The organism is Paenibacillus glycanilyticus (assembly GCF_030161375.1).
GTDB lineage: Bacteria > Bacillota > Bacilli > Paenibacillales > Paenibacillaceae > Pristimantibacillus > Pristimantibacillus glycanilyticus_B.
Map to the genome: position 1 here is coordinate 129,766 of NZ_BSSQ01000019.1, position 22,475 is coordinate 152,240.

The following is a 22,475-nucleotide window of genomic DNA, read 5'->3' on the forward strand; positions in this document are numbered from 1 at the left end:
GGCTTTTTTGTTTATCCATGCCCCAAATGGCAAATAGTCAACAATTGTAGATTCGAAGTTGGCAACGGCTGATGTCACCGGATTAGGCCATCCCTTATTGTTAGGTTATCGCTATTCCAGCTCTCGGAATCGTTGATAACTACTAGTAAGAATGGAGTGGTCAACCGCAATGAAAAATCAGCTATTACGCACATGGTTGTCGCTTGTCCTGATCGTGGGACTTGTCGTAAACGTGGTTCCCGTGCAATCCGTATCTGCTGCGGCTGAACAAGATGTAACCGTGACAGCTTCGTACACGTATCATGGCGATCGCTTGGAGGATGTGATTGACGGAATCGTCTCTTACGACGACTCCCCGAAAAACCGCTGGACATCGTATGAATCGCCCAACGCAGAGGATTGGGTACAGCTAGAATATGCCGATGTTCGTTCGAAAAACGTAGCGGGAGTATACCTGTTTGACGACGGAGGCGGGATCAAAGCACCAAACAGCTTGGATATCCAATACTGGAACGACACGGAATGGGTAAACGTGCCGAACCAAGTGAAATCTCCTTCGGAACCTGTCGGCAACGAACTTAATCTTGTTCATTTCGACTCCGTCTCATCTACGAAATTCCGGGTTTTATTTACTCATTCCGGTTCTAAAAGCGGTGCAACGGAGATTGTGTTCGCCGATTCCAATACCGAATCTGTACCGGGTTCTTCCGTACCGGCGCTTGGAATCGCCTCTGCTTCCTATACGTTCCGGCTGGATCAGGTGAGCCAAGTGAACGACGGAATCGTTTCTTATGACAGCACGTCTGCTAACCGCTGGACTTCTTATGAATCGCCTAACTCGAGCGATTGGGTACAAACGAACTTTGGGGAGCCGAAGAAAAAGGACGCCGTTGGCATCTACCTGTATGCGGACGGAGGAGGGATCAAAGCTCCGGCTTCCTATGATGTTCAATACTTGGATTCGGCAGGCGAATGGGCAAGCGCGGCTAATCAAGTAAAAACCCCGGCCGTCCCAACCGGCAACGCGCTAAATCTAGTAACGTTTGATCCGGTTGAATCCCAGAAATACCGTATTCTATTTACCCATAGCGATGCCAAAACCGGCGTTACGGAAATTGTATACGTGGATTCCGCCACGCAATCTTTGCCTACGGAAGCCAACGCTGCAGTTGTGACGGCTTCATATTCCAATAACGGAGATTCGCCTGAATATGCGGGCGATGGCATTATCTCTTATAACGATTTTCCAAGAAACCGCTGGACGGCTTACGGTACTCCGAATGCATCGGATTGGGTGCAAACGGAATATGAACATGCTACATCTAAAAATATGGCCGGAATCTATTTCTACGATGACGGCGGAGGCGTTCAGGCTCCGGCTTCTTACGATATCCAGTACTGGAATGGGTCAGATTGGACCAACGTTCCTAACCAAACAAGAACACCTGAGGAACCAACTGGGGGAGCCTTGAACCTGGTTACCTTCGATACCGTTGTCTCGAGCAAGTACCGGATCGTAATGACGCATCAAGCGGATTCGAGAGCGGGCTTAACAGAAGTGATGTATGTCGATTCGGATAAGGAACCTGTTCCGGTAGAACCACCGGTTGTTGAAGTCGAGCCGGCTATTGAAATTATTTCTCCCCAGATTGGTTCATCCGTTTCGGGTACGATTACGATCGATTTCAAAGCTCCGGGGATGAAAAATGTATGGGCACGCGTGTGGCATCAACCGGATGAAGACCATACCGATCCCAACGGCTACGACGCTTGGCTTGACCATGCCGCGCCTGATGATGACGGATATGGCTCTGTCACGATAGATGCAGCCCAATTACCGACAGGTCCACTAACCGTTATATTAAATGCTTGGAATTCGCCGGAAGGGGATCCGAATTTCACGAAATCCACAACAAGTTACTTACAGCTGTATAACGAAGACGGAGTAGATTGGAATAGCGGAATTCCAGCGGCACCGCCTCAAACGCAAGGCATGCACGTCTTGTATGAAGATGATTTCACCGGTCCGCTGTCCATTTCCAAGACGGGTGAAGGCACAAGATATGCTTCGCTTAAGCCGGATTGGCCTAACGGTTCAGAGTTTGGCGAAGCCATCTTCGCAGATCCGACGGATGCGGTTAATCCATTCTCTATCCTTGGAGACGATCTCCTCCGCATCCGAGTGACGAAAGCTCCGGAAGGATACGTGGATCCGCAAGGCTGGAACCGCAAATATATCGGAGGTTTATTGTCATCGGTACGGCTTGACGGAACCGGGATTGCCGCGACAAATGGATACTTTGAAGCTAGAATTCAAATGCCAGCGGGCAAAGGGGCATGGCCGGCATTTTGGCTAATGTCTCAGAACAGCTCAGGTCCAGACCACTTGCCGTCAACCGCAGAGATTGATACCGTCGAAGCTTACGGACATGATCCAAGCGGCGCTTGCCAAGCGAAGCATTGGTGGGCAGGCAGTCCGGAAACCCACCAAACGAATTGTTCTTCCTCGAATTTCGCATATGGGGATAATGCGTCTACCTGGCATACGTACGGAACAAAAATTACGCCGACCGAAGTCATCTATTATATCGACAATGTGGAAGTATGGAGGCACGCCTCCTTCGAACAGGCCAATACGCCGATGTATTTCATGCTGAATCTTGCGCTAGGCGGCGGCTGGCCGATTGACCTGGCGAAATACGGCGATCAGATTGATATGTACGTCGATTATGTGAGAGTATTTGAACCGGATGCGTCTCCAACAAATCCAAATCCGGGATCGCCATCAACCTCTCAGCCTAATGTTACAACAGTGGGCAACACCATAATCGCAACCCCGCAAGTAGCGGTAGATGCGAATACGGGAGCTGCAACGTTAATTATCACTGAAGATGTATGGAAGCAAGCCCAAGAGCTCGCACAACAACATGGCATTCAGAAACTAATCGTAGAAACGCCTTCTGCGGCTTTAAAAGCTTCATCGTATGAGTTAAGTCTGCCAGCCGCTGCGCTTATGGGCAAATCTGGTATTGCTATTGAAGTTAAGACACCTATTGCTTTCCTTACCTTGCCTTCGAACATGTTTGAAGGACAAACTTTGCCAGCGGAGCAAATCTCGATTCATGTTAACGGGGTAGACAGCAGTATGTTAAGCGAACAAGCGAAACGGCAAGTGGGCCAGCATCCAGTCCTTGAACTTACAGCAACAGCTGGCGGACAAATCTTGAACTGGAACAATCCGAAGGCTCCTGTAACGGTTCAAATTCCTTATGCGCCAACTGCGGAAGAGCTGCTTCATCCCGAGCATATCGTGGTGTGGTACGTGGACGGCAAAGGTCAGATTCAAACTGTTCCTAACGGCTATTACGATTCGGCCTCGCAATCCGTGAAATTCACGACAACTCACTTCAGCATGTACGCGGTGTCTTATGTGTATAAAACGTTCGACGATATTTCCTCATTAGGACCGGTAAAGCACGCGATCGAAGTACTTGCTTCCAAAGGAGTTATCAAGGGAACTAGCGAGAAGCGGTTCAGTCCGGATCAATCGCTCAGCCGGGCGGATTTGATTCTATTATTATCGCGGATCTTTGATTGGCAGGGGCAAGCACCAAGCACGTTCTCGGATGTTCCGGGCAGTGCTTATTATAGCGATGCCATCCAACGGGCGAGAGCAGCCGGCGTCATTCAAGGGACGGGGAACAATAGGTTCCAGCCTCATGCTGCGATTACGCGGGAAGAGATGATCCTCATCTTGCAAAGAGCGTTAGCGGCGGCAAAGATCGACACCACCTCTATCGATTCGAGTCTGCTTAATCAGCTGAAGCTTAGCGCTACGCCAACGAGATCCGAAACCGCGGCCGTTCTCTATCAGCTCTATCTAGCCTTTCAAAAAAGTTGAAATCGGTCGATCCGATGTAAACAACGGACGATAGGCTCAGATCCATTCCTGCTATATCATTAAATCTATAAGGAACACATCCTTACAACATACATGATCGGGGGAGGCAAGTATGAAACAGAAGTTGCGCAATAGAGGAATGGCCGTATCCTTTGCGGTGTTGCTAGCGGTTACAACAGCTTGCAGCAGTAATGGAAACGGAAACAACAATAACAACACGGCATCGTCTTCGGAGCCTACGACAGAAGCCGCATCCGCATCGCCAGCCGAGTCGGCGGCACCAACAATCGATCCAAACGCCAAATATGATCCGCCAATCGAGGTTACGGCCGTAAGGTACACGGATCCAACGTACAAATTCAAGGATGGCGACACGATCGAGAACAATGTCTGGACGAGAGCTTATGAAGAAGAGCTGGGCATCAAAGTCAAATACAACTGGATCGTAAATGGCGATCAATACGGTCAAAAGATGAACTTGACGATTACGTCAGGCGATCTTCCGGATATTTTCCAGGTAGACTCCTTGCAATTCCGTCAACTGGCGGAAGCGGGTCAGTTGGAAGACTTGACCCAAGTCGTACAGGATTATGGTTCGGACCTCACCAAGGAAATGATCGATCGTGGAACAAATGCGAAAGCAGCGGCAACTTACGACGGCAAGCTGCTTGCCATACCGCCGGCGGAAGATTACTTGGGAGGCGCTCCGCTGCTGTTTGTCAGAACGGACTGGCTGAAGAAACTGAATCTGCCGGAGCCCAAAACGATGGATGACTTCATTAAAATCGCTGAAGCGTTCACAACGCAAGATCCGGACGGCAACGGAAAGAACGACACTTACGGACTCGCGGCTTCGAAGGATTTGTTCGGCGGTTACCCGGACTTCTCCGGATTTATGAACGGGTTCCATGCTTACGCGAACATCTGGGTCAAAGATGCTTCAGGCAAGCTGGTGAACGGCAGTACGCAGCCGGAGATGAAAACCGCGCTCGCCAAGCTGCAAGAATTGTATAAAGCAGGAGTTATCGATAAGGAATTTGGCGTAAAAGACGGAGGCAAAGCAGCCGAGATGCAAACGGCAGGCAAGATCGGCATGAGCTTTGGCGCCATGTGGAATCCGCTCTGGCCGCTGCAAGATAACGTGACCAAAGATCCTAATGCGGAATGGGGCGTATTCCCGATCCCATCGGTAGACGCAACGCCAGCTAAAGCGCAATCGAAAGCTGATTTCAACGCCTTCTGGGTCGTCAAGAAAGGTGCGGAGCATCCGGAAGCGATTGTGAAGCTGTTTAACCTCTACAACGAAAAAATCGTTGGCGAGAATGCCGAACCAGCCAAGTTCCACAGTGCGGACGGTATTGAATTCTTCAAATACGCGCTGATGCAAGGCGGATTCGGGACACCGCAAGGTCTGCTGACCGTGCATAAGAATGTGGTAGCTGCTCTTCAATCGAAAGACGCAGCAAAGCTTAATCCGGAAGAGAAAAGCTATTACGACAAAATCGTCTTGTTCCAGGGCGGAGACAAAGCGAACTGGGGGACAAACAAAGTATTCGGAGAAGGCGGATCCTGGGCCGTTATTGGGGCCAATTACGTCGATCAGAATCTCTTGATGAAGAGTGAATTCTTTGGCGCTCCAACGCCGGAAATGACGGCAAAGCAGGCGATCCTGGACAAATTGGTGCTTGAAACGTTCACCAAAATTATCCTGGGCGCGCCAATCTCGGAGTTCGACAAATTCGTCAGCGACTGGAATAAGCTTGGCGGCGAGAAAGTTACGCAGGAAGTTAACGACTGGTACGCGCAAAAATCTTAAATCTATAATGAATTCGGAAGGCCGGGACTTGCTTCCGGTCTTCCTGACTTTTTACGATAGAAAGGCGGTTCCGATCGATGTTGAAATCCAAGCTGCTACGCCAGCTGCCCTTGCACCTGATGATAGCCCCGTCGTTTATTCTAGTCTTGATCTTCAGCTACGGTCCAATCGGAGGGCTTGTGATTGCCTTCCAGAAGTTTTCCATTGTGAAAGGCATGATTGGCTCTCCGTTTGTAGGATGGGACAATTTCGATTATATGTTCAAGCTGCCGGATATTTGGCAAGTGGTGCGAAATACGCTGCTCATCGCGATTATGAAGATTGTAGCAGGTTTGATCGTTCCCATTTTTATCGCATTGCTGCTTAACGAACTGCGCAAGCAAGTATTCAAACGCGTCATTCAAACCGTTATTTATCTCCCGCATTTTTTGTCTTGGATCATTCTTGGCGGCGTGTTGATTGATATTTTGTCGCCAACTTCGGGGATTGTGAATCAATTTTTGGGCGTATTCGGAATTGAACCGATTTTCTTTCTGGGCAATGTCCATTGGTTCCCTGGCGTTGTCGTCATTTCCGATGTGTGGAAGGAATTTGGCTTCAATACGATCGTTTACTTGGCCGCGCTAGCCGGCATTAATCCCGCCTTATATGAAGCTGCCGTGATCGACGGGGCGAACCGATGGAAGCAGACTTTGTATATTACTCTGCCTGGGATCCTACCGGTAATTGTTCTGCTGGCAACGTTAAGCCTCGGCAATGTTCTGAATGCCGGGTTCGATCAGATCTTCAACTTATATAGCCCGGTTGTTTACGAAAGCGGAGATATCATCGATACCCTCGTGTACCGGCTTGGTCTGGAGCAAGCGCAATATAGTCTCGCAACGGCCGTTGGGCTTATTAAATCTTTTGTGTCCATCATCTTGATCTCCGGATCCTATTACTTAGCCTACCGGTTTGCGAATTACAGAATCTTCTAAAATGCATTTCAGTGGAATAGAGGTGGAGAGAGCATGAATACAACGTCTATATCGGGACGGATTTTTAATATCGGCAACGCTTTGTTTTTGATCCTGCTTTCATTTCTATGCTTGTTTCCGCTTATCAATATACTTGCGGTCTCCCTAAGCTCCAGTACGGCGGCAAGCGCGGGAGAAGTTTCTTTGTGGCCTGTCGATTTCACGTGGCAATCCTATAACTTTGTTATTCAGAAGCCTGAATTTCTAAGATCGCTTGGCATTAGCGTAGAACGGGTATTACTCGGCACCACGCTCAATATGCTGCTCACGATTACGCTTGCGTACCCGCTCTCTAAGGAATCTTCGCAATTCACGGGGAGATTGTTTTATGTATGGTTTTTCGTATTGACGATGCTGGTCAGCGGAGGACTAATCCCTTGGTATATCATTATTCAGAAACTGAATTTGCTCGGAACGATTGGCGCGCTTATTCTTCCCGGCGCGGTTAATGTGTTTAATGCCGTGCTGTTGCTTAACTTCTACCGGGGATTGCCGCGCGAATTGGAAGAGGCGGCGTTTGTGGACGGGGCAGGTTATTGGAGAATCTTATGGGGAATTTATGTGCCGCTGTCGATGCCGGCCATCGCAACGCTTATTCTGTTCTCGATGGTTGGACATTGGAATTCCTGGTTTGATGGCCTTATTCTTATGAACTCGCCGGAGAAATACCCGCTTCAGAGCTACCTGCAGACCGTTGTCATTAACCGGGATTTAAGTCTCGTATCGATGGCAGACGCGACTTCGCTTGGCGATATATCGGATCGCACGTTAAAGAGCGCGCAAATTTTCCTTGCCGCGCTGCCGATTATTTGCGTATATCCGTTCTTGCAGCGCTTTTTCATTAAAGGCGTTGTTGTGGGCAGCGTGAAGGAATAACGGATCAAGGAGGAACATAATGGATCGGATCAGACTGGAAGACAAAGAACGTTGGAGTACGGAATATAAGATTGACAAACCGGTTCTTGAAGGTTCTGGCGTAAGTGATTCCTATGATGCCTGGGCTGTAGATTGTCCGTTTGTCTTTTATCATAAAGATCGATTTTATATGATGCATATCGGCTTTGACGGGCTGGGGTATCGCACGGCACTCGCGACAAGTACGGACTTAATCAACTGGAAAAAAGAAGGGATCATCCTAGACCGCGGCGAAGATGCTACCAGATGGGATCATGTAGGTGCCGCGGGTTCTTGGATCCTGCTTGAGAGCAATGATTTGTATGAACTGCCGCGGTTAAAAAAGCTGGACAATAAATATTGGATGATTTATCACTCGTATCCCGAATACGGCTATGAGGCCGGCGGGGCCAAGATGGGGCTCGCCTGGTGCGAAGACGATAGCCTGCTTGAGTGGCATAGGTTACCCGATCCGATCTTCACCTACGAGAACGGCGGTAATTGGGAGCAGGCAGGCTTGTACAAATGCTGCTTTGTTGAAGCAAGCGGCAGATATTGGATGTTCTATAATGCGAAAGACCAATCGGAATGGCCATGGACGGAAGAGACGGGTGCGGCGGTGTCCGATGATTTGATCAACTGGACGAGAGTATCCGCGGAGCCCGTACTTCGTACGCAGGCAAACACTTTTTACAGTCAATATGTCAGCGACCCGTACATCCGGTACGATCGCGGCGCCGAGTTGTGGGTGAACTTCGGCTTTGGCTTTGATGGCCGACATGCACAAGGGTTGCTTGCCGTGTCTAATAATTTGACGGAGTGGCATATAGGTTCTGAACCATCGATTCCCGTAGGTGCTCTTGGACAATTGGATGAGACGCATGCGCACAAATCGTCCGTCCTTTATTGGAAGGATCGTTTCTATCATTTTTATTGCGCATGCAGACCGGCTGGCCCGGATGATCCGGCGATCATACAGGAAAGTTATGGCGAGTTCCGCTGTATCGCTCTGGCGACCAGCGTGCCGATAGAAGAGAGGAGTAGTGAAGGTGAACGATAGAGATCCCGTTGATTATGTTAACCCTTACGTAGGATCGATCGGCCATTTGTTGACTTCGACAGCCCCGATCGTTTCGCTGCCGCATGGTATGGCTCAAGTTGTGCCCGTGACGAATCCGGGAGTAACGGACCGTTATCTGGCAGACCGAATCTATGGTTTTCAGATCGGCTGTTCGACGCTAATGCCTTATATACATGATGGTGATAGCGATGTCACTTCTGCTTATGATCACGACCTGGAAACGGCGACCCCTTATTATTACTCGGTTCTGCTAGAAGACTCGGACATTGAGATCGCCTATACCGCGTTACAGACTAGCGCGTATTTCCGGGTTGTCTATCCGGCAAATACGGATGCAAGGCTGCTGGTTCAGCTCCCGAAGGATGGCGTGATTTCTCGCACGGATGAGCTTCAACTTACCGGCCGGACAATGATTCAAGGCGTCTCTCACTATGTCTACATGGAGCTATCGAATGCTCTGCTTGAGGCAGAGTCCTCTCTAACCGAATCCCCAGCGGGACTAGCTTTACAACTCGGCAAGTTTACTGATGCGAAGGTTCTTGAGGTTAGGGTAGGTATCTCCCATCTTTCTGCAGAGCAAGCGAAGATCAACATGGAGAAGGAGATTGGAGAGCAAGGTTTTGAAGAAACGAAGCGGGCAGCGCGGACCATATGGAATGAGGCTCTTGGCCGAATTGAAGTAGACGGCGGATCGGAATCGCAGCGTGCAACGTTTTATTCCGCTTTATACCGGTCGTTGCTTCCGATGATGAATATTACCGAAGACGGCAAATATTTCAGCGGGTTTGACCTTGCCGTCCACGAAACGGGCAATCAGGACTTCTATACGCTTGATAATCTATGGGACAGCTATCGTTGTCTGCATCCCTTGCAGCTTCTGCTTGAACCGGGCAGACAATCCGAGATGATCTCCTCTTATCTTCAGATGTTCAAGCAAAGCGGATGGCTGCCGCAATTCCCGGGTCTGTATGGCGACCGCCCCTATATGACCGGCAATCATGCCGCCGCTTTTATCGCGGATACTTATCATAAAGGCGAAGTTAACTTCGATCTGGAACAAGCCTACGAGGCCATACGCCACAATGCGATGAACGCGACGATGCTCCCTTGGACAGACAACAGTCCGCTCACGGAGCTGGATCGGATCTACGCGGAGAAAGGGTTTTTCCCGGCTTTGGCACATGGGGAAACCGAATCCGTGGCTGAAGTTCACGGGTTTGAGCGAAGACAAGCCGTATCCGTTACCCTTGAGCATGCTTATGACGATTGGTGCGTCGCCCAGCTTGCCAAAGCGCTCAACAAGGAAGACGACTACGCTTATTTCATGAATCGCGCGTCTAATTACAAGAACCTGTTTGATGAACGAATCGGCTTCATGGCACCAAAATCAGCGGACGGGGAATGGGTAGAAGGTTACGATCCGAAGCGGGGCGGGGGACAAGGCGGACGAGACTATTTCGCGGAATGCAACGCCTGGATTTATACGTTTCACGTCCAGCATGACATTGATGGATTAATAGGATTGTTTGGAGGGGCCATCAACTTCGAGAAGAAGCTGGATGCGCTCTTTACCGAACAATACAGTGGGTCCAAGTATGAATTTCTGAACCAATTTCCGGATTCGACCGGATTGATTGGGCAGTTCTGCATGGGCAATGAACCTGCTTTCCACATTCCATACCTGTACAACTATGCCGGCACGCCTTGGAAAACGCAGCGCAAGGTAAGAGAGATCATGAAGCTCTGGTTCAACGACGGACCGCTTGGCATCTGCGGGGATGAAGACCACGGAGCGATGTCCTCCTGGTATGTGTTCTCGGCTATGGGCTTCTATCCCGTATGCCCGGGCAAACCGGTCTATGATATCGGCAGTCCGCTGTTTAGCGAAGTTCGAATCCGGCAGCAGAATGGCAAAACCTTCACCATACGGGCGACGGACGGCTCGGATGTCAACAAATACATCCAAGCAGCCGAGCTGAACGGAGAGCCGTATAACCACGCCTGGATCAGACATGAAGATATCGCTAATGGCGGAACGCTAGTCTTGCACATGGGGCCAAGACCTAATAAAAGCTGGGGTGTGACGAGCTGATGCTCGTCGTCCTCCGGCTTTTGTAACGTTTAAAGGAAAAAAGTAGATTTCGGTAGACTAGAAGTAGGTTTCGGATGATGGCGCCAAAGCGCGGCAACGATATAATAGTCTTGCAACTATAATCTTCGAAAGGTAGGGATGATTAATGTTTGGCAGGAGATTACGAGTTAAAAAAGTTTTGTTGCCGCTTGCAATTGTAAGCGTATTCACTGGATTGTTCTCGAATATGCAGGCGTACGCTTACGACACCACGGCAACCGTCAGCGCATCGTACACGTATTTCATGGATCAGACTAACCAAGTGAACGACGGCGTCATTTCTTATGACGATACGCCGAAAAACCGCTGGACGGCTTACGAATCTCCAAACGCATCGGACTGGGTGCAAACGGATTTTGGCTCTGCGGTAACCCGAAGCAGCGCAGATTTGTATTTGTTTGATGATGGCGGCGGGGTCAAAGTGCCAAGCAACTACAAAGTGCAATATTGGAATGGCACAGCTTGGGCTGACGCTGCATCGCAAACAAAATCTCCTGCTGCACCAACGGGCAATCAGTTGAACAAAGTAACATTCACCGCCGTTTCCGCTTCCAAATTCAGAATCGTATTTACGCATCAGAGCGGTGCGAAATCCGGCGTATCCGAGATCAGCTACGGGTCGGATACTTCTACGGATCCGCCGCCAACGACACCTCCAGGCGGTACAGAACTGCAAGGAACAACTTCCGCATCCTATACTTTTAGTTCGGATAGCGCAGCACAAGCCAATGACGGCATAATCTCTTATAACGACTCGCCACGAAATCGTTGGACCAGCTATCAGTCGCCAAACACGACCGATTGGCTGCAGACGGATCTGAGTGCTGCTTCCACCGTAACTCAAGCTCAGATCTACCTATTTGACGACGGAGGTGGGGTGAAGTCACCGGCCTCGTATAATGTTCAATACTGGAATGGCACCGCTTGGGTCAATGCAGCCAACCAGTCGAAATCTCCGGCTGCTCCAGCCGGCAACCAGGTCAACACAGTGACGTTCACGCCGGTTTCGACATCGAAGCTGAGAGTGGTATTTACGCCGCAAGCCGGTTCATCCTCCGGCGTGACCGAAATCAACTATTTCGGCACCTCGGATGGTACAGGGACACCCGGCAACTATCCTGAATACCAGCTTAGCGTCGTGTCGCCATCGTATGGCGCATCCATTAACGGAGATATTACGATTAAGTTCTATGCGCCGGGGATGAAAAACGTATGGGCAAGATCCTGGCATCAGCCGGATACCGCAAATCCGAATACAAACGGATACGACTCCTGGTTTGCAAGAGTAACGCCGGATGCGAACGGTTATGGCGAAGTCACGTTCCACGCCAACCAATTCCCGCATGGACCCATCACGGTTGTACTTAGCTCATGGGATTCCGAAGAAGGCAATTCGAACTTCTCGCACTCTGACAATTGTTATCTGCAGTTGTACAATGAAGGTGGCGTAACTTGGAAGCAAGGCATTCCTTCTGCTCCGGCCCAAGCTTCCGGCATGAGCGTATTATTCCAAGATGACTTCGCTGGTCCGCTGTCCGCTACAAGAACCGGCGCAGGCGCTACTTATGCAACAGCCAAACCGGATGCTCCTAACGGCACGGAATTCGGAGACGCGATCTTTGCGGACAATAGCGGAGCCAACAATCCGTTTGCCATTCTGGGCAGCCAATATTTACGGATTCGGGCCAGCAAAGCGCCAGCCGGAACGGTTGATCCGATGGGGTGGAACCGTACCTATACGGGAGGTTTGTTATCGTCCGTTCGGACAGACGGAACGGGGGTTGCCGCTACTTACGGTTATTTCGAGGCCCGTATTCTGATGCCGGCGGGTAAAGGCACATGGCCTGCCTTCTGGCTCATGTCGCAGAACAGCATTTCGCAAGGTGTGCCATCCACAGCCGAACTTGATACGGTAGAAGCTTACGGACAAGATCCAAGCGGCGCTTGCCAAGCCAAGCACTGGTGGGCGGGTAGTCCGGAAATGCATGAGACGCATTGCTCGTCCTCTAACTTTACATTTGGCGACAATGCTTCGACATGGCATATTTATGGCACCAAAATTACGCCAACCGATACGATCTATTATATCGATAACGTAGAAGTGTGGCGGCATGCGACATTCGAGCAAGCCAAAACGCCGATGTACTTCATGCTGAACCTTGCCCTTGGCGGGGGATGGCCGATTGACTTGTCGAGGTATAACAACCAGGTTGATATGTTCGTTGATTACGTCCGGGTATTCCAATAAAAACAAACAGAGCCGCCGGCAATCGCCAGCGGCTCTTTACTTAACTAACGGCAGCGGAATCCCTGTATTCCTGCGGCGTCATGTTCATTTCTCTTTTGAAAAATCGACCGAAGGAGGTTGCCGAATCGAATCCTACCTTCATGGCAATATCCTGGACTTTGAGCTTGGAGAACTTTAACAGATCGCAGGATTTGGTTAGCCGAAGCTCGGCCGTATACTCTGATATTCCTTGACCGGTCTGCATCTTAAACAGCCGGGATAAATAGGTCGGATTGAGATAGACCGTTTCGGCTAGCCGTACGAGGGATAGATCATCGTCCAAATGACTGTCAATATAAGACTTGAGCTTGTTAACCAATAGATGGGTTCCCGCTTCACTCTCTTGATTGCGAAGAAGTTGCAACCGGATAATGATCGTGCGTAAATAGTCGAGTGCCTCTTCCCAAGTAGCGTGCGTATCCAATGAAATAAGTTTCTTTGGCCAATCATTCGGAAATTCTTCCTTCCGGGGTTGATGATTGATCGCGGAGAGCAGCGTGTAAGCGACGCCGTTATACATTTCATAGAGAAAAGGGTGATCGCTCGTCAGCTTGCGGGATATATCGGCAAGTTCGTCAAAATCATAGAGCAGCCGATTCTCCATCGTTATGTCCGAAGTTAACAATTGCTTCAGACGGCTTTGCGCTTTGATGATCGTGTCCCCAACGAGAGGGGAGCTGTCGGTTGAGAAATTACGGTTCACCACATCGGTTAATAACATTTCCGTTCGTTGTCCAAAGCCATAGAACATCATCTGCTTAAGCTCGGAATATTTCAGATAGACCTTATTCCAATCCACCGGTTCGTTACTGGCGGCAAAGGACACCGGCAGCTTCAGGTATTGCTTGCAAGCGGATTGGATCATCTCCAGTTGGCCAATGACGAAGCGGGTCCAATGTCCACGGCCGTTAAGCCAATGTTCTTCCGGAGAGGGCTGGACAAACGTTACCATCACGTTTGCTTCGAGCATCACGCTGAAGGAACGGCATCCCGACCAGAATTCGCCGGCAATATTGTGCAGAGCGTAATACATGAGCGTTTTGTCCGAATCGGTATGGGATGGATGCCAACTGTCGAATCGGGATAGCAGGAGAAGGGAAGGGGAAGAGGCATCAAGCCCGATTTGCAGCTCTTCCAGTTTCTCTTGTTTGACGGGACCTAAGCCGTGCAGCAGCTGTTTGACATAATCGCGTTGCAAGGAAGAGAGCGACTGCTGCAGCTTTTCCTTCGCTTGATCGATCAACCGGCTCATTTCGCTTGCGCGGGACAATTCGTTGATCGCTTTCTGTATAGCTTCCAGTATAGCTTCATCTCCGTCCATCTTGAGCACGTAATCCACTCCGCCATTACGGAATGCCGTCTGGATATAGTTGAAATCATCATAACCGGATAAGAAGACAACCTTGCAATGCGGCCATTGTTCCACAATCCGCGCTTGCAGTTCGAGTCCGTTCATGCCGGGCATCCGAATATCGAGCAAGGCAATATCAAACCGCATCGAACCGAACAATTTCAGAGCTTCTTCCGCCGCATGAACGCCGTACACGTCTAATTCGAACGGTGCTTCTTCCGTAAGCAGTTGCTTCAAGCCCCGGACAATAATAGGTTCATTATCTACGATGATTAGTCGAAGCATCGTTAATTCCTCCTAAAATGAATTATCACCATAATGTCCTCCTAGAGGACATCGTGATGATTCATACTTCGAAAGCATAAGCCTAATGAATTATCACCATAATGTCCTCCTAGAGGACATCGTGATGATTCATACTTCGAGAGCATCGAGAGCATAAGCTATAACGGAATGGTCATGGTCAGACGCAAGCCGCCAAGAATACCACGGTCCGCCTTAAGCTCTGCGCCTTCGCCGAAGCTGAGCCGAATGCGCATCTGAACGTTGCGCAAGCCTTCGCTTTCCGATGAATAATCGGCATCCGTGAGTAAGGCAACGATATGGCTTAATTTCTCATCCGTCAACACGCCGTTGTCTTCAACCGTTATTTCGGCGCGGGTTGCGAACTCTTCAAACGTGATCCTGACGAGTCCCGCCTCCGTCTGGTCTTCCAGTCCATGCTGGTAGGCATTCTCCACTAATGGCTGAAGGAATAGCTTCGGAACTTGGAGCTTCCCGAACGCTTGCGGTACTTCTCCAAATTCAACCCGTACATGATCGTCAAATCGGATACCTTGAATAGCGGCGTAAGAACGGCAAAATTTGATTTCTTGCTCCAGTGGCACTGAATCTGCGTTTTTGGTCACGTACTTGAAGTATTCGCCCAGATGCTTGGAGAAAGCGATGACTTTCTCATTCTCGTGAAGTTTGGCAAGCCGGTATAGATTGAAAAAGCTATTATACAGAAAATGCGGGTTAATCTGGGATTGGAGCTGCTTGAGCTCTGCGACTTTAATCTGATATTGATGGACGTAGGCTTCATTAATCAGATCCTGCAGTCGGGATACCGTTCGGTTGTATTGAAGATACAAATAATTAAATTCATCCCTTGACCGATAATTCAGCCGGGTAGACAAGTCGCCTTTTTCCAAACCTTTAAAGGCGCCGACCAAACGTTTTAGCGGGGTATGAATGACTTGATAGAGCTGATAAGAGAAGAGCAGGATGAGAAGGGGAGCCGCAATGCAAATGCTCCATAACCAATACGAGTATTGCTTGAGCGGACCAATAAAGCTGTTCTCGTCGACGAAGATGGCAAGGGTAAGACCTAATTTGGAAGATTTCTCATAGAAACCGTAGTAGGTCGCATCTTCGTCTTTGAATACTTCATAACCGCTGTTTAGCCCGGCTTCCAATTGATTCTGGATGAGCGTTCTGAATTGATCCCGATGAGCAGGCACGCTGCCGCTTGTTTCGTTCCAGGAGAAATCGTCGCTGATAAGCATGGCGCCGCCATTCCCGTCGACAAGAAAGCCGGACAATGAATTTTTAATCGCGTAACTTGAAATTTCAAGCGCTATGGTAAACCCTTCGCCAATTGGCGGCCGGTTCGGATAAGGCAAACTTAACCAGAGATGATTCTGGTAAGTGAGAAAAGGAGATTCATAAGTATTGGCCATCTGATTCAAGGCTGCGGCTTCATCCGGATTCAGATCGTTAAACGATAAAGCCGAGATTTTCCTATGAAGGGAAGGGATATTAACAAACGCGTCATCCACGTACGGACTTAAGTTTTTCAGAATAAGCAGCTTTTTCTGCGTATTCATAATCGTCTTCGTATATTGCTCGCTCGACATAATAATGGAAGAGTAGGCGAGATTTAATATATCGTCATCCACCGTATATTGCTGCTGAAGCGTAACGAGCGGGCCAAAGTCATCCTCGAGCGCATTCATATAATAGTTAACCTTCGCTTGCATGGATTCGGTAATTTCGTTTCGGACAAGGCGTTCGCTGCGAATATTAATGAGGAGACTGATCGTAACGAAGGGAATAACGATGACCAGAAAAGTAAGTACAAGCTTTGGGTATAAAGTCAGCCGCCGCAGGATGTTCAAGGAACACCTTCACCTTCTCCATGGAGGATTTTACTTTTAAGTATAACTTGTAAACGCATTCTTTCAATGGATGAGATACAGGAAGTTGAGAACGGTACATATAAAGTTGAGAAAGGAAGATTGCGTCCGAAGACGCTTCTGCCTAATATCTCCCAGAAACAATACGAATTGGTTGGTGCTCCACTCCTTAAGCAGGTGAAAATGTGTCGTTTATTAGGTTGTTAATATGCACCTGATCGCCGACAATGGGAACCACAAGCGATGAGAGGAGGTTACGAGTCAAGTTCCGTGCCATCCAATTAAAAAGGAGAAGTGAACATTCATGCGCAGTACGGCTATTAAGAGCAAGCCAATTTTAATTCTATTTTTGAGCTTGCTGCTTGCGACGGGAAGCTTGCCGCTGGCAAACCGCTTGGCATCTGCCGCGACCACGTTTAGCAATGTATCGATGAACACCTCAACTCCAGCGATGTATGACAAATTTGAAATGACTTTCAATTTGAGCACGGCTTATACCAATCCGTTTAATCCGGATGAGGTTAACGTGAGCGCTACCTTCACGACTCCTAACGGAACCGTGGAATCCGTGCCGGGTTTCTACCGGTCCGATTCTTCACCGAAATGGGCTGTTCGTTATTCTCCGCGCCAGGCAGGCGTACATAACGTTGTGCTCACCGTTACCGACGCGAGCGGAACCGGTACTTCGCAGGCTTATACCTTCACGGCAGGGGGAGCCGGCAATAACCGAGGATTTATGACGGCTCAAGGGGATCGGTTCGTGGACAGCTACGGATCCCAGTTGACTTTGCTTGGAACCAACTTTGCATGGAACAACACGTCAGACTCTACCGCGGTTACGACTGAAATCCCGAATCTGCTGCCGGCAAAAATGAACTTCTTGCGCGTATGGTATTCCTGTTGGTGGAGCAGCTTTGCAGCCGAGTGGGGACCCATAACGGCCAATGAAGCCGGACTGACCATTAATTACGCCGGGATCGGCAAATACCAGCTGGATAATCAGGCCCGCATGGATCAGATGCTGGATACCGCATCGGCAAACGGCGTATATATTATGCTGACGATGAACAGCTTCGGGGATATGTATTACCAATGGAATGTAAACGCATACAATCAAGCGAACGGCGGTCCGTCTACTTATTCGGAGAACAACGCCGATTTCTGGACAAATCCGACAGCTATCTCCTATCAGAAAAAGCTGTTGCGTTATATGTTTGCCCGCTTCGGCTATAGCCGCGCACTAGGCATGCTGGAATATTGGAATGAGTCCGATAACCGCGTGGATACTTCGGCGGCCAACCGCGCCAGCTGGCATGCAACGATGGATAATTATTGGAAAAGTCTTGATTTCTATCATCATCCGACAACGACCAGTTATGCTTGGAAGGATCATGCGGGATCGGGTCAGCAATCATGGGAGACATTAACGACTCTTAGCGCAACCAACGTTCACCGTTATGATTCCAGCGCGAACGTTGTTGACGCATGGGAGGAACAGATTGATAACCTCCACACGCTTGCGCCGGGCAAACCAGCCTTTATTGGAGAGGTAGGCAAGGCAGATACCGATCAGACGACGGACCCAACTATTGACGAATACATGCATAACTCGCTTTGGGCGCCAATCTTCCGGGCAGGAGCCGCAGGAGGCAGCTTATGGTGGATCTTTGAAACAGGATTTGCGCTGCCAGCGAATTTCAAAGCGATTTATACTCAGCTTGCGGACTTCATACAGCCGGCGGAAAATTATCTAATCAATATGCCGTTTGTCGATTATGGTCTGCAGTCCAACAACACGAAGGTGGGCGGCTTTAAGGATAATTCCCGTGCTTACCTCTGGATTAATGACACGCAAGCTAATCACACGGTTACGAATCCGAGAACCGTCAGCGGCATGAGCTTCACGATCCCAATGCCGAACAACTATTACAACGTAACCTATTACAATACGTATACCGGCACTTACGGTTCTACAAGCAGCATACAAGCAACGGGCGGCAATCTTGTCCTGAACAATGTACCGTCTTTCACTAGAGATATCGCGGTGAAAATCGAATGCGAGGGATGCAGCGCGCCGGATACAACTGCGCCTACAGCGCCCGCAAACCTGACTTCGCCGTCTAAAACAGACACCACCGTCAATCTGTCCTGGTCGCCGTCGACGGATAATGTCCGCGTAACGGATTATGACGTGTACCTCGGATCCTCGAAGATTGGATCCACAGGAGGCGCTACGACATACACGGCAACCGGACTGACCGCAAACACGGCTTACGCGTTTACGGTTAAAGCGAAGGACAATGCCGGCAATGTGTCCGCGGCTAGCAATGTGCTGAATGTAACAACGAATCCGCCGGATTCAACCGCGCCTTCGGCACCGTCCAATCTGACTTCACCGTCCAAGCTTGATGTATCCGTCAACCTGTCCTGGACGGCATCAACCGATAACGTAGGAGTAACTGCTTATGATATTTACCGGAACGGCAATCTGGCGGGGACAGTCAGCGGCACCACGACTAATTATACCGATACTGGTCTGACGGCACTAACAACGTATTCGTATTATGTGAAGGCAAGGGATGCCCGTAACAATACATCCGCAGCCAGCGGCACGATAAGCGTAACTACGCTTGCGCCGATTCCGGTCAACAAGCTGCAGAATCCGGGCTTTGATACAAGCAACAGCAACAACAAGCCGGATCAATGGATTTGCGAGAACGACTATTTCTGCTACCGGGACACGGCCGTGAAACGCAGCGGTACGGCTTCCATGAAGATGACAGGGGACAGCGGCCCATGGCTGGGCTTCTACCAGGATGCGGCTGCATCAGCGGGTACAGCTTATACTTTTGACGGGTATTACAATGCTGCCGCAAACAACGGAACAACCATTCAGTTCAAGCTTCAATTCCTGGACGCTTCAAATGGATTGCTGCAGGATAATGTGCTATATACGCACACGGGAACTACTACCGGCTTCGTGAATGTCAACGGCACACATACAGCGCCAGCCAATACGGCCAAAGCCCGCGTGTATATTTACATGAAGGATTTGCGCGGCTCCTTGTATTTCGATGATTTCTCTTTGACGACCGACGGCAGCAGCGGCGGGACAACGGATACTACGGCGCCAACAGCGCCAACCGGTTTAACTTCACCGTCGAAAACGGCGACGACAGTGAATCTGTCGTGGACGGCATCAACGGACAACGTAGGCGTTACCGGTTATGACGTCTACCAAGGATCAACGCTAGTAGGCTCGACAACGGGCGCAACCACTTATCAAGCAACAGGCCTGACGGCATCCACAGCCTATAGCTTCACGGTTAAGGCAAAGGACGCAGCCGGCAACGTATCCGCGGCGAGCAGCGCGCTTAACGTAACGACGAATGCGGCTGCAGATACTTCCGCGCCAACTGCTCCAACCGGTTTAACTTCACCGTCGAAAACGGCGACGATAGTGAATCTGTCGTGGACGGCATCAACGGACAACGTAGGCGTTACCGGTTATGACGTCTACCAAGGATCAACGTTAGTAGGTTCGACAACTGGCACAACCACTTATCAGGCAACAGGCCTGACGGCATCTACAGCCTACAGCTTCTCGGTTAAGGCGAAGGACGCAGCCGGCAACGTATCCGCGGCGAGCAGCGCGCTTAACGTAACGACGAATGCGGCATCCGGAGGCAGCGGCAATCTGCTCGCCAATGCGGGCTTTGAGACGGACAACGGCAGCAATCGCCCGGCTTCGTGGACGTATGAACAGGATTATTACGTATCCCGCAACACGTCGACTTATCGTTCTGGCTCCTCGTCGATGCGCATTAACGGCGATTCCGGACCATGGTTCGGCTGGTATCAGGATGTTGCGGCTACGGCAGGCAAAGCCTACACGTTTGATGGATACCTGAACATTACCTCCAATACGGGAAGCACGCTGCAATTCAAAGTTCAGTTCTTCGATGCTTCCGGTACCATGCTTGCTGACAATACCATTACGACTTACAACGGAACCACAACCTCCGGATGGGTGAATGTGAACGGAACATACACTGCGCCTGCCAATACCGCGACAGTCCGCATCTATACGTATTTCAAAGACATGCGCGGTACATTCTTCTTCGACGACTATTCGTTAACGAGTAATTAATAACTAGAATTAAAGGAAAGATTAACAGCGTTAATTAGCAACATTATTTAATAACATTAATTAATAGGAGCGGTCCCAATTGGGGCCGCTTTTCTATATCTATCTATCTTTCTCGGCCCTACGCTCTATTAGATAACCATACACCTTATGGTATAATAGAGTAATTATTCCTACCCATTGAGGAGCCCAAGAACCGATGCCTAATCTGACTAAGCTTTTTATAAGCTCCGTAGCCCAGGATTCCCTTACTCCTTTGCGGAACCGAACCTTTGACGAGTTTACGGCGCTTGGCCACCAGCCCGAAATGTACGAACGGACTTTTGGTCCATGGCCCATGGATATTAGCGGCGTTGAGCATTGCTTGAATAAAGTGAGGGAATGCGATATTTTCTGTTTATTCCTTCATCATAAAGGCGGGACTATGACGGATACCGGCTATACGGTGACGCACCGTGAGTTTCTGACAGCGCTCAACGCGGGCAAAACGTTGTTTCTCTATGCCGAGCCTACGATTACCAAAAAATATTTCGCTTCCGTCCGGCGCGTGATTTATACCTATATCGAGAAATATAAACAAACCAACCGGAAAGAACCTACCAACCGCGAGCTCATCGATTATTTGGAAGTAACGTCCGAAACCAACCCGGCAGATCTTCCGAGCAAACACGAAACGGACTTGTATGTATGGGTGATGCTATATGACATCATTGACCGGCACGGCAAATATTTGCTGGATATGCCAATTGGCGTAGGGATCGACTGGAAGCCCGTTCTCAGCGATATATTAAGAGAAGGGGCAACATATTTTCCGAAGAAATCCGAATACGCTGAAAGTATAGATACGCTTGCGGCAGTTGTGGAGTTCTCGGAGTTTGTACAGAAATTCATGAAGGATCATTTGATCGTGCATGAGTTTAATCAGCTCAGATTGTTGTTGGCTCGTCTGCAGGCGGTCATCAAAGGCGCGGAGATCAAGCAACTGCGCATTCATGACTTAACATTAGGAAAACTTAAAAATTGTTCGGCCGTCTGCCTGTTTCAACATAACGAAGATGTGTTAAGTTGTATTGAGGCCGCAGGAGATACCGCTGGCGGATATAGCTTCCATGTGAACGATCCGAATTCCTACGTTTCCTACTCGTACAATACAAGGAGGGAAGGGGAACCCGCTTTGTATTATACGGAGAGCAAACGCATGTTTTACCTGCTGTATAAGCTAGGTGAATACGTCATTTCGTATCATTTTCCCGAGGAAACAAAATGGAACCAAAATATGTATGTGGACTACACGGATGATATAAAAAATGGTATACTGATGGCACATTCAAATGTGATGATCTTCGATTTCATCCATTCCGCCTTGAGGGGGTTACAGAAATGAGCATGAACAAAATTAAGATGCGCCGGGTTCAGAATACGGACCATCCCAAATATTCGATTCATCCCGATTTTGCCCCTGCAACCAAGGTCGTAATCGTCAATAAGGGCATTACAATCGGGCTAACGGGAAGTAAGTTGCCTGAACTGCCTAAGGACTCCGTATTGTTTGTCGAACCAAACCGTACCGAGACCTACACTTCTCGAAATAAGCTGCAGCGAATGAAGGAACTCAATCAATCCTTAAGAAGCGCCATGCTTGTATCCGAGGCTTAATCATTAGAACCTTAGACC

The 22,475-nt window shown here is 49.3% G+C and carries 12 protein-coding genes; 10 read left to right on the forward strand and 2 right to left on the reverse strand.

Features of this window, described 5'->3' with window-relative positions; all coding sequences use genetic code 11:
- The first annotated feature begins 169 nt into the window (after positions 1–169).
- The 7 genes from QQK89_RS24555 to QQK89_RS24585 all read left to right on the forward strand — a co-directional run bounded on the left by QQK89_RS24555 (position 170) and on the right by QQK89_RS24585 (position 13,087).
- Positions 170–3,901, forward strand: coding sequence for an S-layer homology domain-containing protein (locus tag QQK89_RS24555; RefSeq protein ID WP_284241346.1), 3,732 nt, complete (start codon positions 170–172; stop codon positions 3,899–3,901).
- Between the two features lie 112 nt (positions 3,902–4,013).
- Complete coding sequence (locus QQK89_RS24560; RefSeq protein ID WP_284241347.1) at positions 4,014–5,717, forward strand: extracellular solute-binding protein; 1,704 nt, start codon at positions 4,014–4,016, stop codon at positions 5,715–5,717.
- A 77-nt stretch (positions 5,718–5,794) separates the two neighbouring features.
- On the forward strand, positions 5,795–6,694 hold the full coding sequence (locus tag QQK89_RS24565; RefSeq protein ID WP_284241348.1) for an ABC transporter permease: 900 nt from the start codon (positions 5,795–5,797) through the stop codon (positions 6,692–6,694).
- Between the two features lie 33 nt (positions 6,695–6,727).
- Entirely contained in the window at positions 6,728–7,609 is an 882-nt protein-coding gene (locus tag QQK89_RS24570; protein WP_284241349.1) for a carbohydrate ABC transporter permease, read from the forward strand.
- Between the two features lie 19 nt (positions 7,610–7,628).
- Positions 7,629–8,687 (forward strand): hypothetical protein, encoded by a 1,059-nt coding sequence (locus tag QQK89_RS24575; protein WP_284241350.1) that lies wholly within the window; start codon positions 7,629–7,631, stop codon positions 8,685–8,687.
- On the forward strand, positions 8,677–10,800 hold the full coding sequence (locus QQK89_RS24580) for a GH92 family glycosyl hydrolase (protein WP_284241351.1): 2,124 nt from the start codon (positions 8,677–8,679) through the stop codon (positions 10,798–10,800). The genes QQK89_RS24575 and QQK89_RS24580 overlap by 11 nt, the downstream gene beginning before the upstream one ends.
- Before the next feature lie 178 nt (positions 10,801–10,978).
- On the forward strand, positions 10,979–13,087 hold the full coding sequence (locus QQK89_RS24585) for a galactose-binding domain-containing protein (protein WP_284241352.1): 2,109 nt from the start codon (positions 10,979–10,981) through the stop codon (positions 13,085–13,087).
- A 40-nt stretch (positions 13,088–13,127) separates the two neighbouring features.
- Here the strand turns inward: QQK89_RS24585 and QQK89_RS24590 are convergent, their stop codons facing one another.
- Positions 13,128–14,762 (reverse strand): response regulator transcription factor, encoded by a 1,635-nt coding sequence (locus QQK89_RS24590; protein ID WP_284241353.1) that lies wholly within the window; start codon positions 14,760–14,762, stop codon positions 13,128–13,130.
- Positions 14,763–14,920: 158 nt separating this feature from the next.
- Entirely contained in the window at positions 14,921–16,636 is a 1,716-nt protein-coding gene (locus QQK89_RS24595; RefSeq protein ID WP_284241354.1) for a sensor histidine kinase, read from the reverse strand.
- A 322-nt stretch (positions 16,637–16,958) separates the two neighbouring features.
- Here QQK89_RS24595 and QQK89_RS29755 point away from each other — a divergent pair, with 322 nt between their 5' ends.
- From QQK89_RS29755 to QQK89_RS24615, 3 genes are all read left to right on the forward strand, one after another.
- Positions 16,959–20,804, forward strand: a complete 3,846-nt coding sequence (locus tag QQK89_RS29755) for a fibronectin type III domain-containing protein (protein WP_434481759.1) — start codon at positions 16,959–16,961, stop codon at positions 20,802–20,804.
- Between the two features lie 196 nt (positions 20,805–21,000).
- The gene (locus QQK89_RS24610; protein ID WP_284241356.1) at positions 21,001–22,185 is read left to right on the forward strand and encodes a DUF4062 domain-containing protein; all 1,185 of its coding nucleotides are present in this window, start codon (positions 21,001–21,003) and stop codon (positions 22,183–22,185) included.
- The gene (locus QQK89_RS24615; RefSeq protein ID WP_284241357.1) at positions 22,182–22,457 is read left to right on the forward strand and encodes a hypothetical protein; all 276 of its coding nucleotides are present in this window, start codon (positions 22,182–22,184) and stop codon (positions 22,455–22,457) included. Before QQK89_RS24610 ends, QQK89_RS24615 begins: the two co-directional genes overlap by 4 nt.
- Positions 22,458–22,475: the final 18 nt, after the last annotated feature.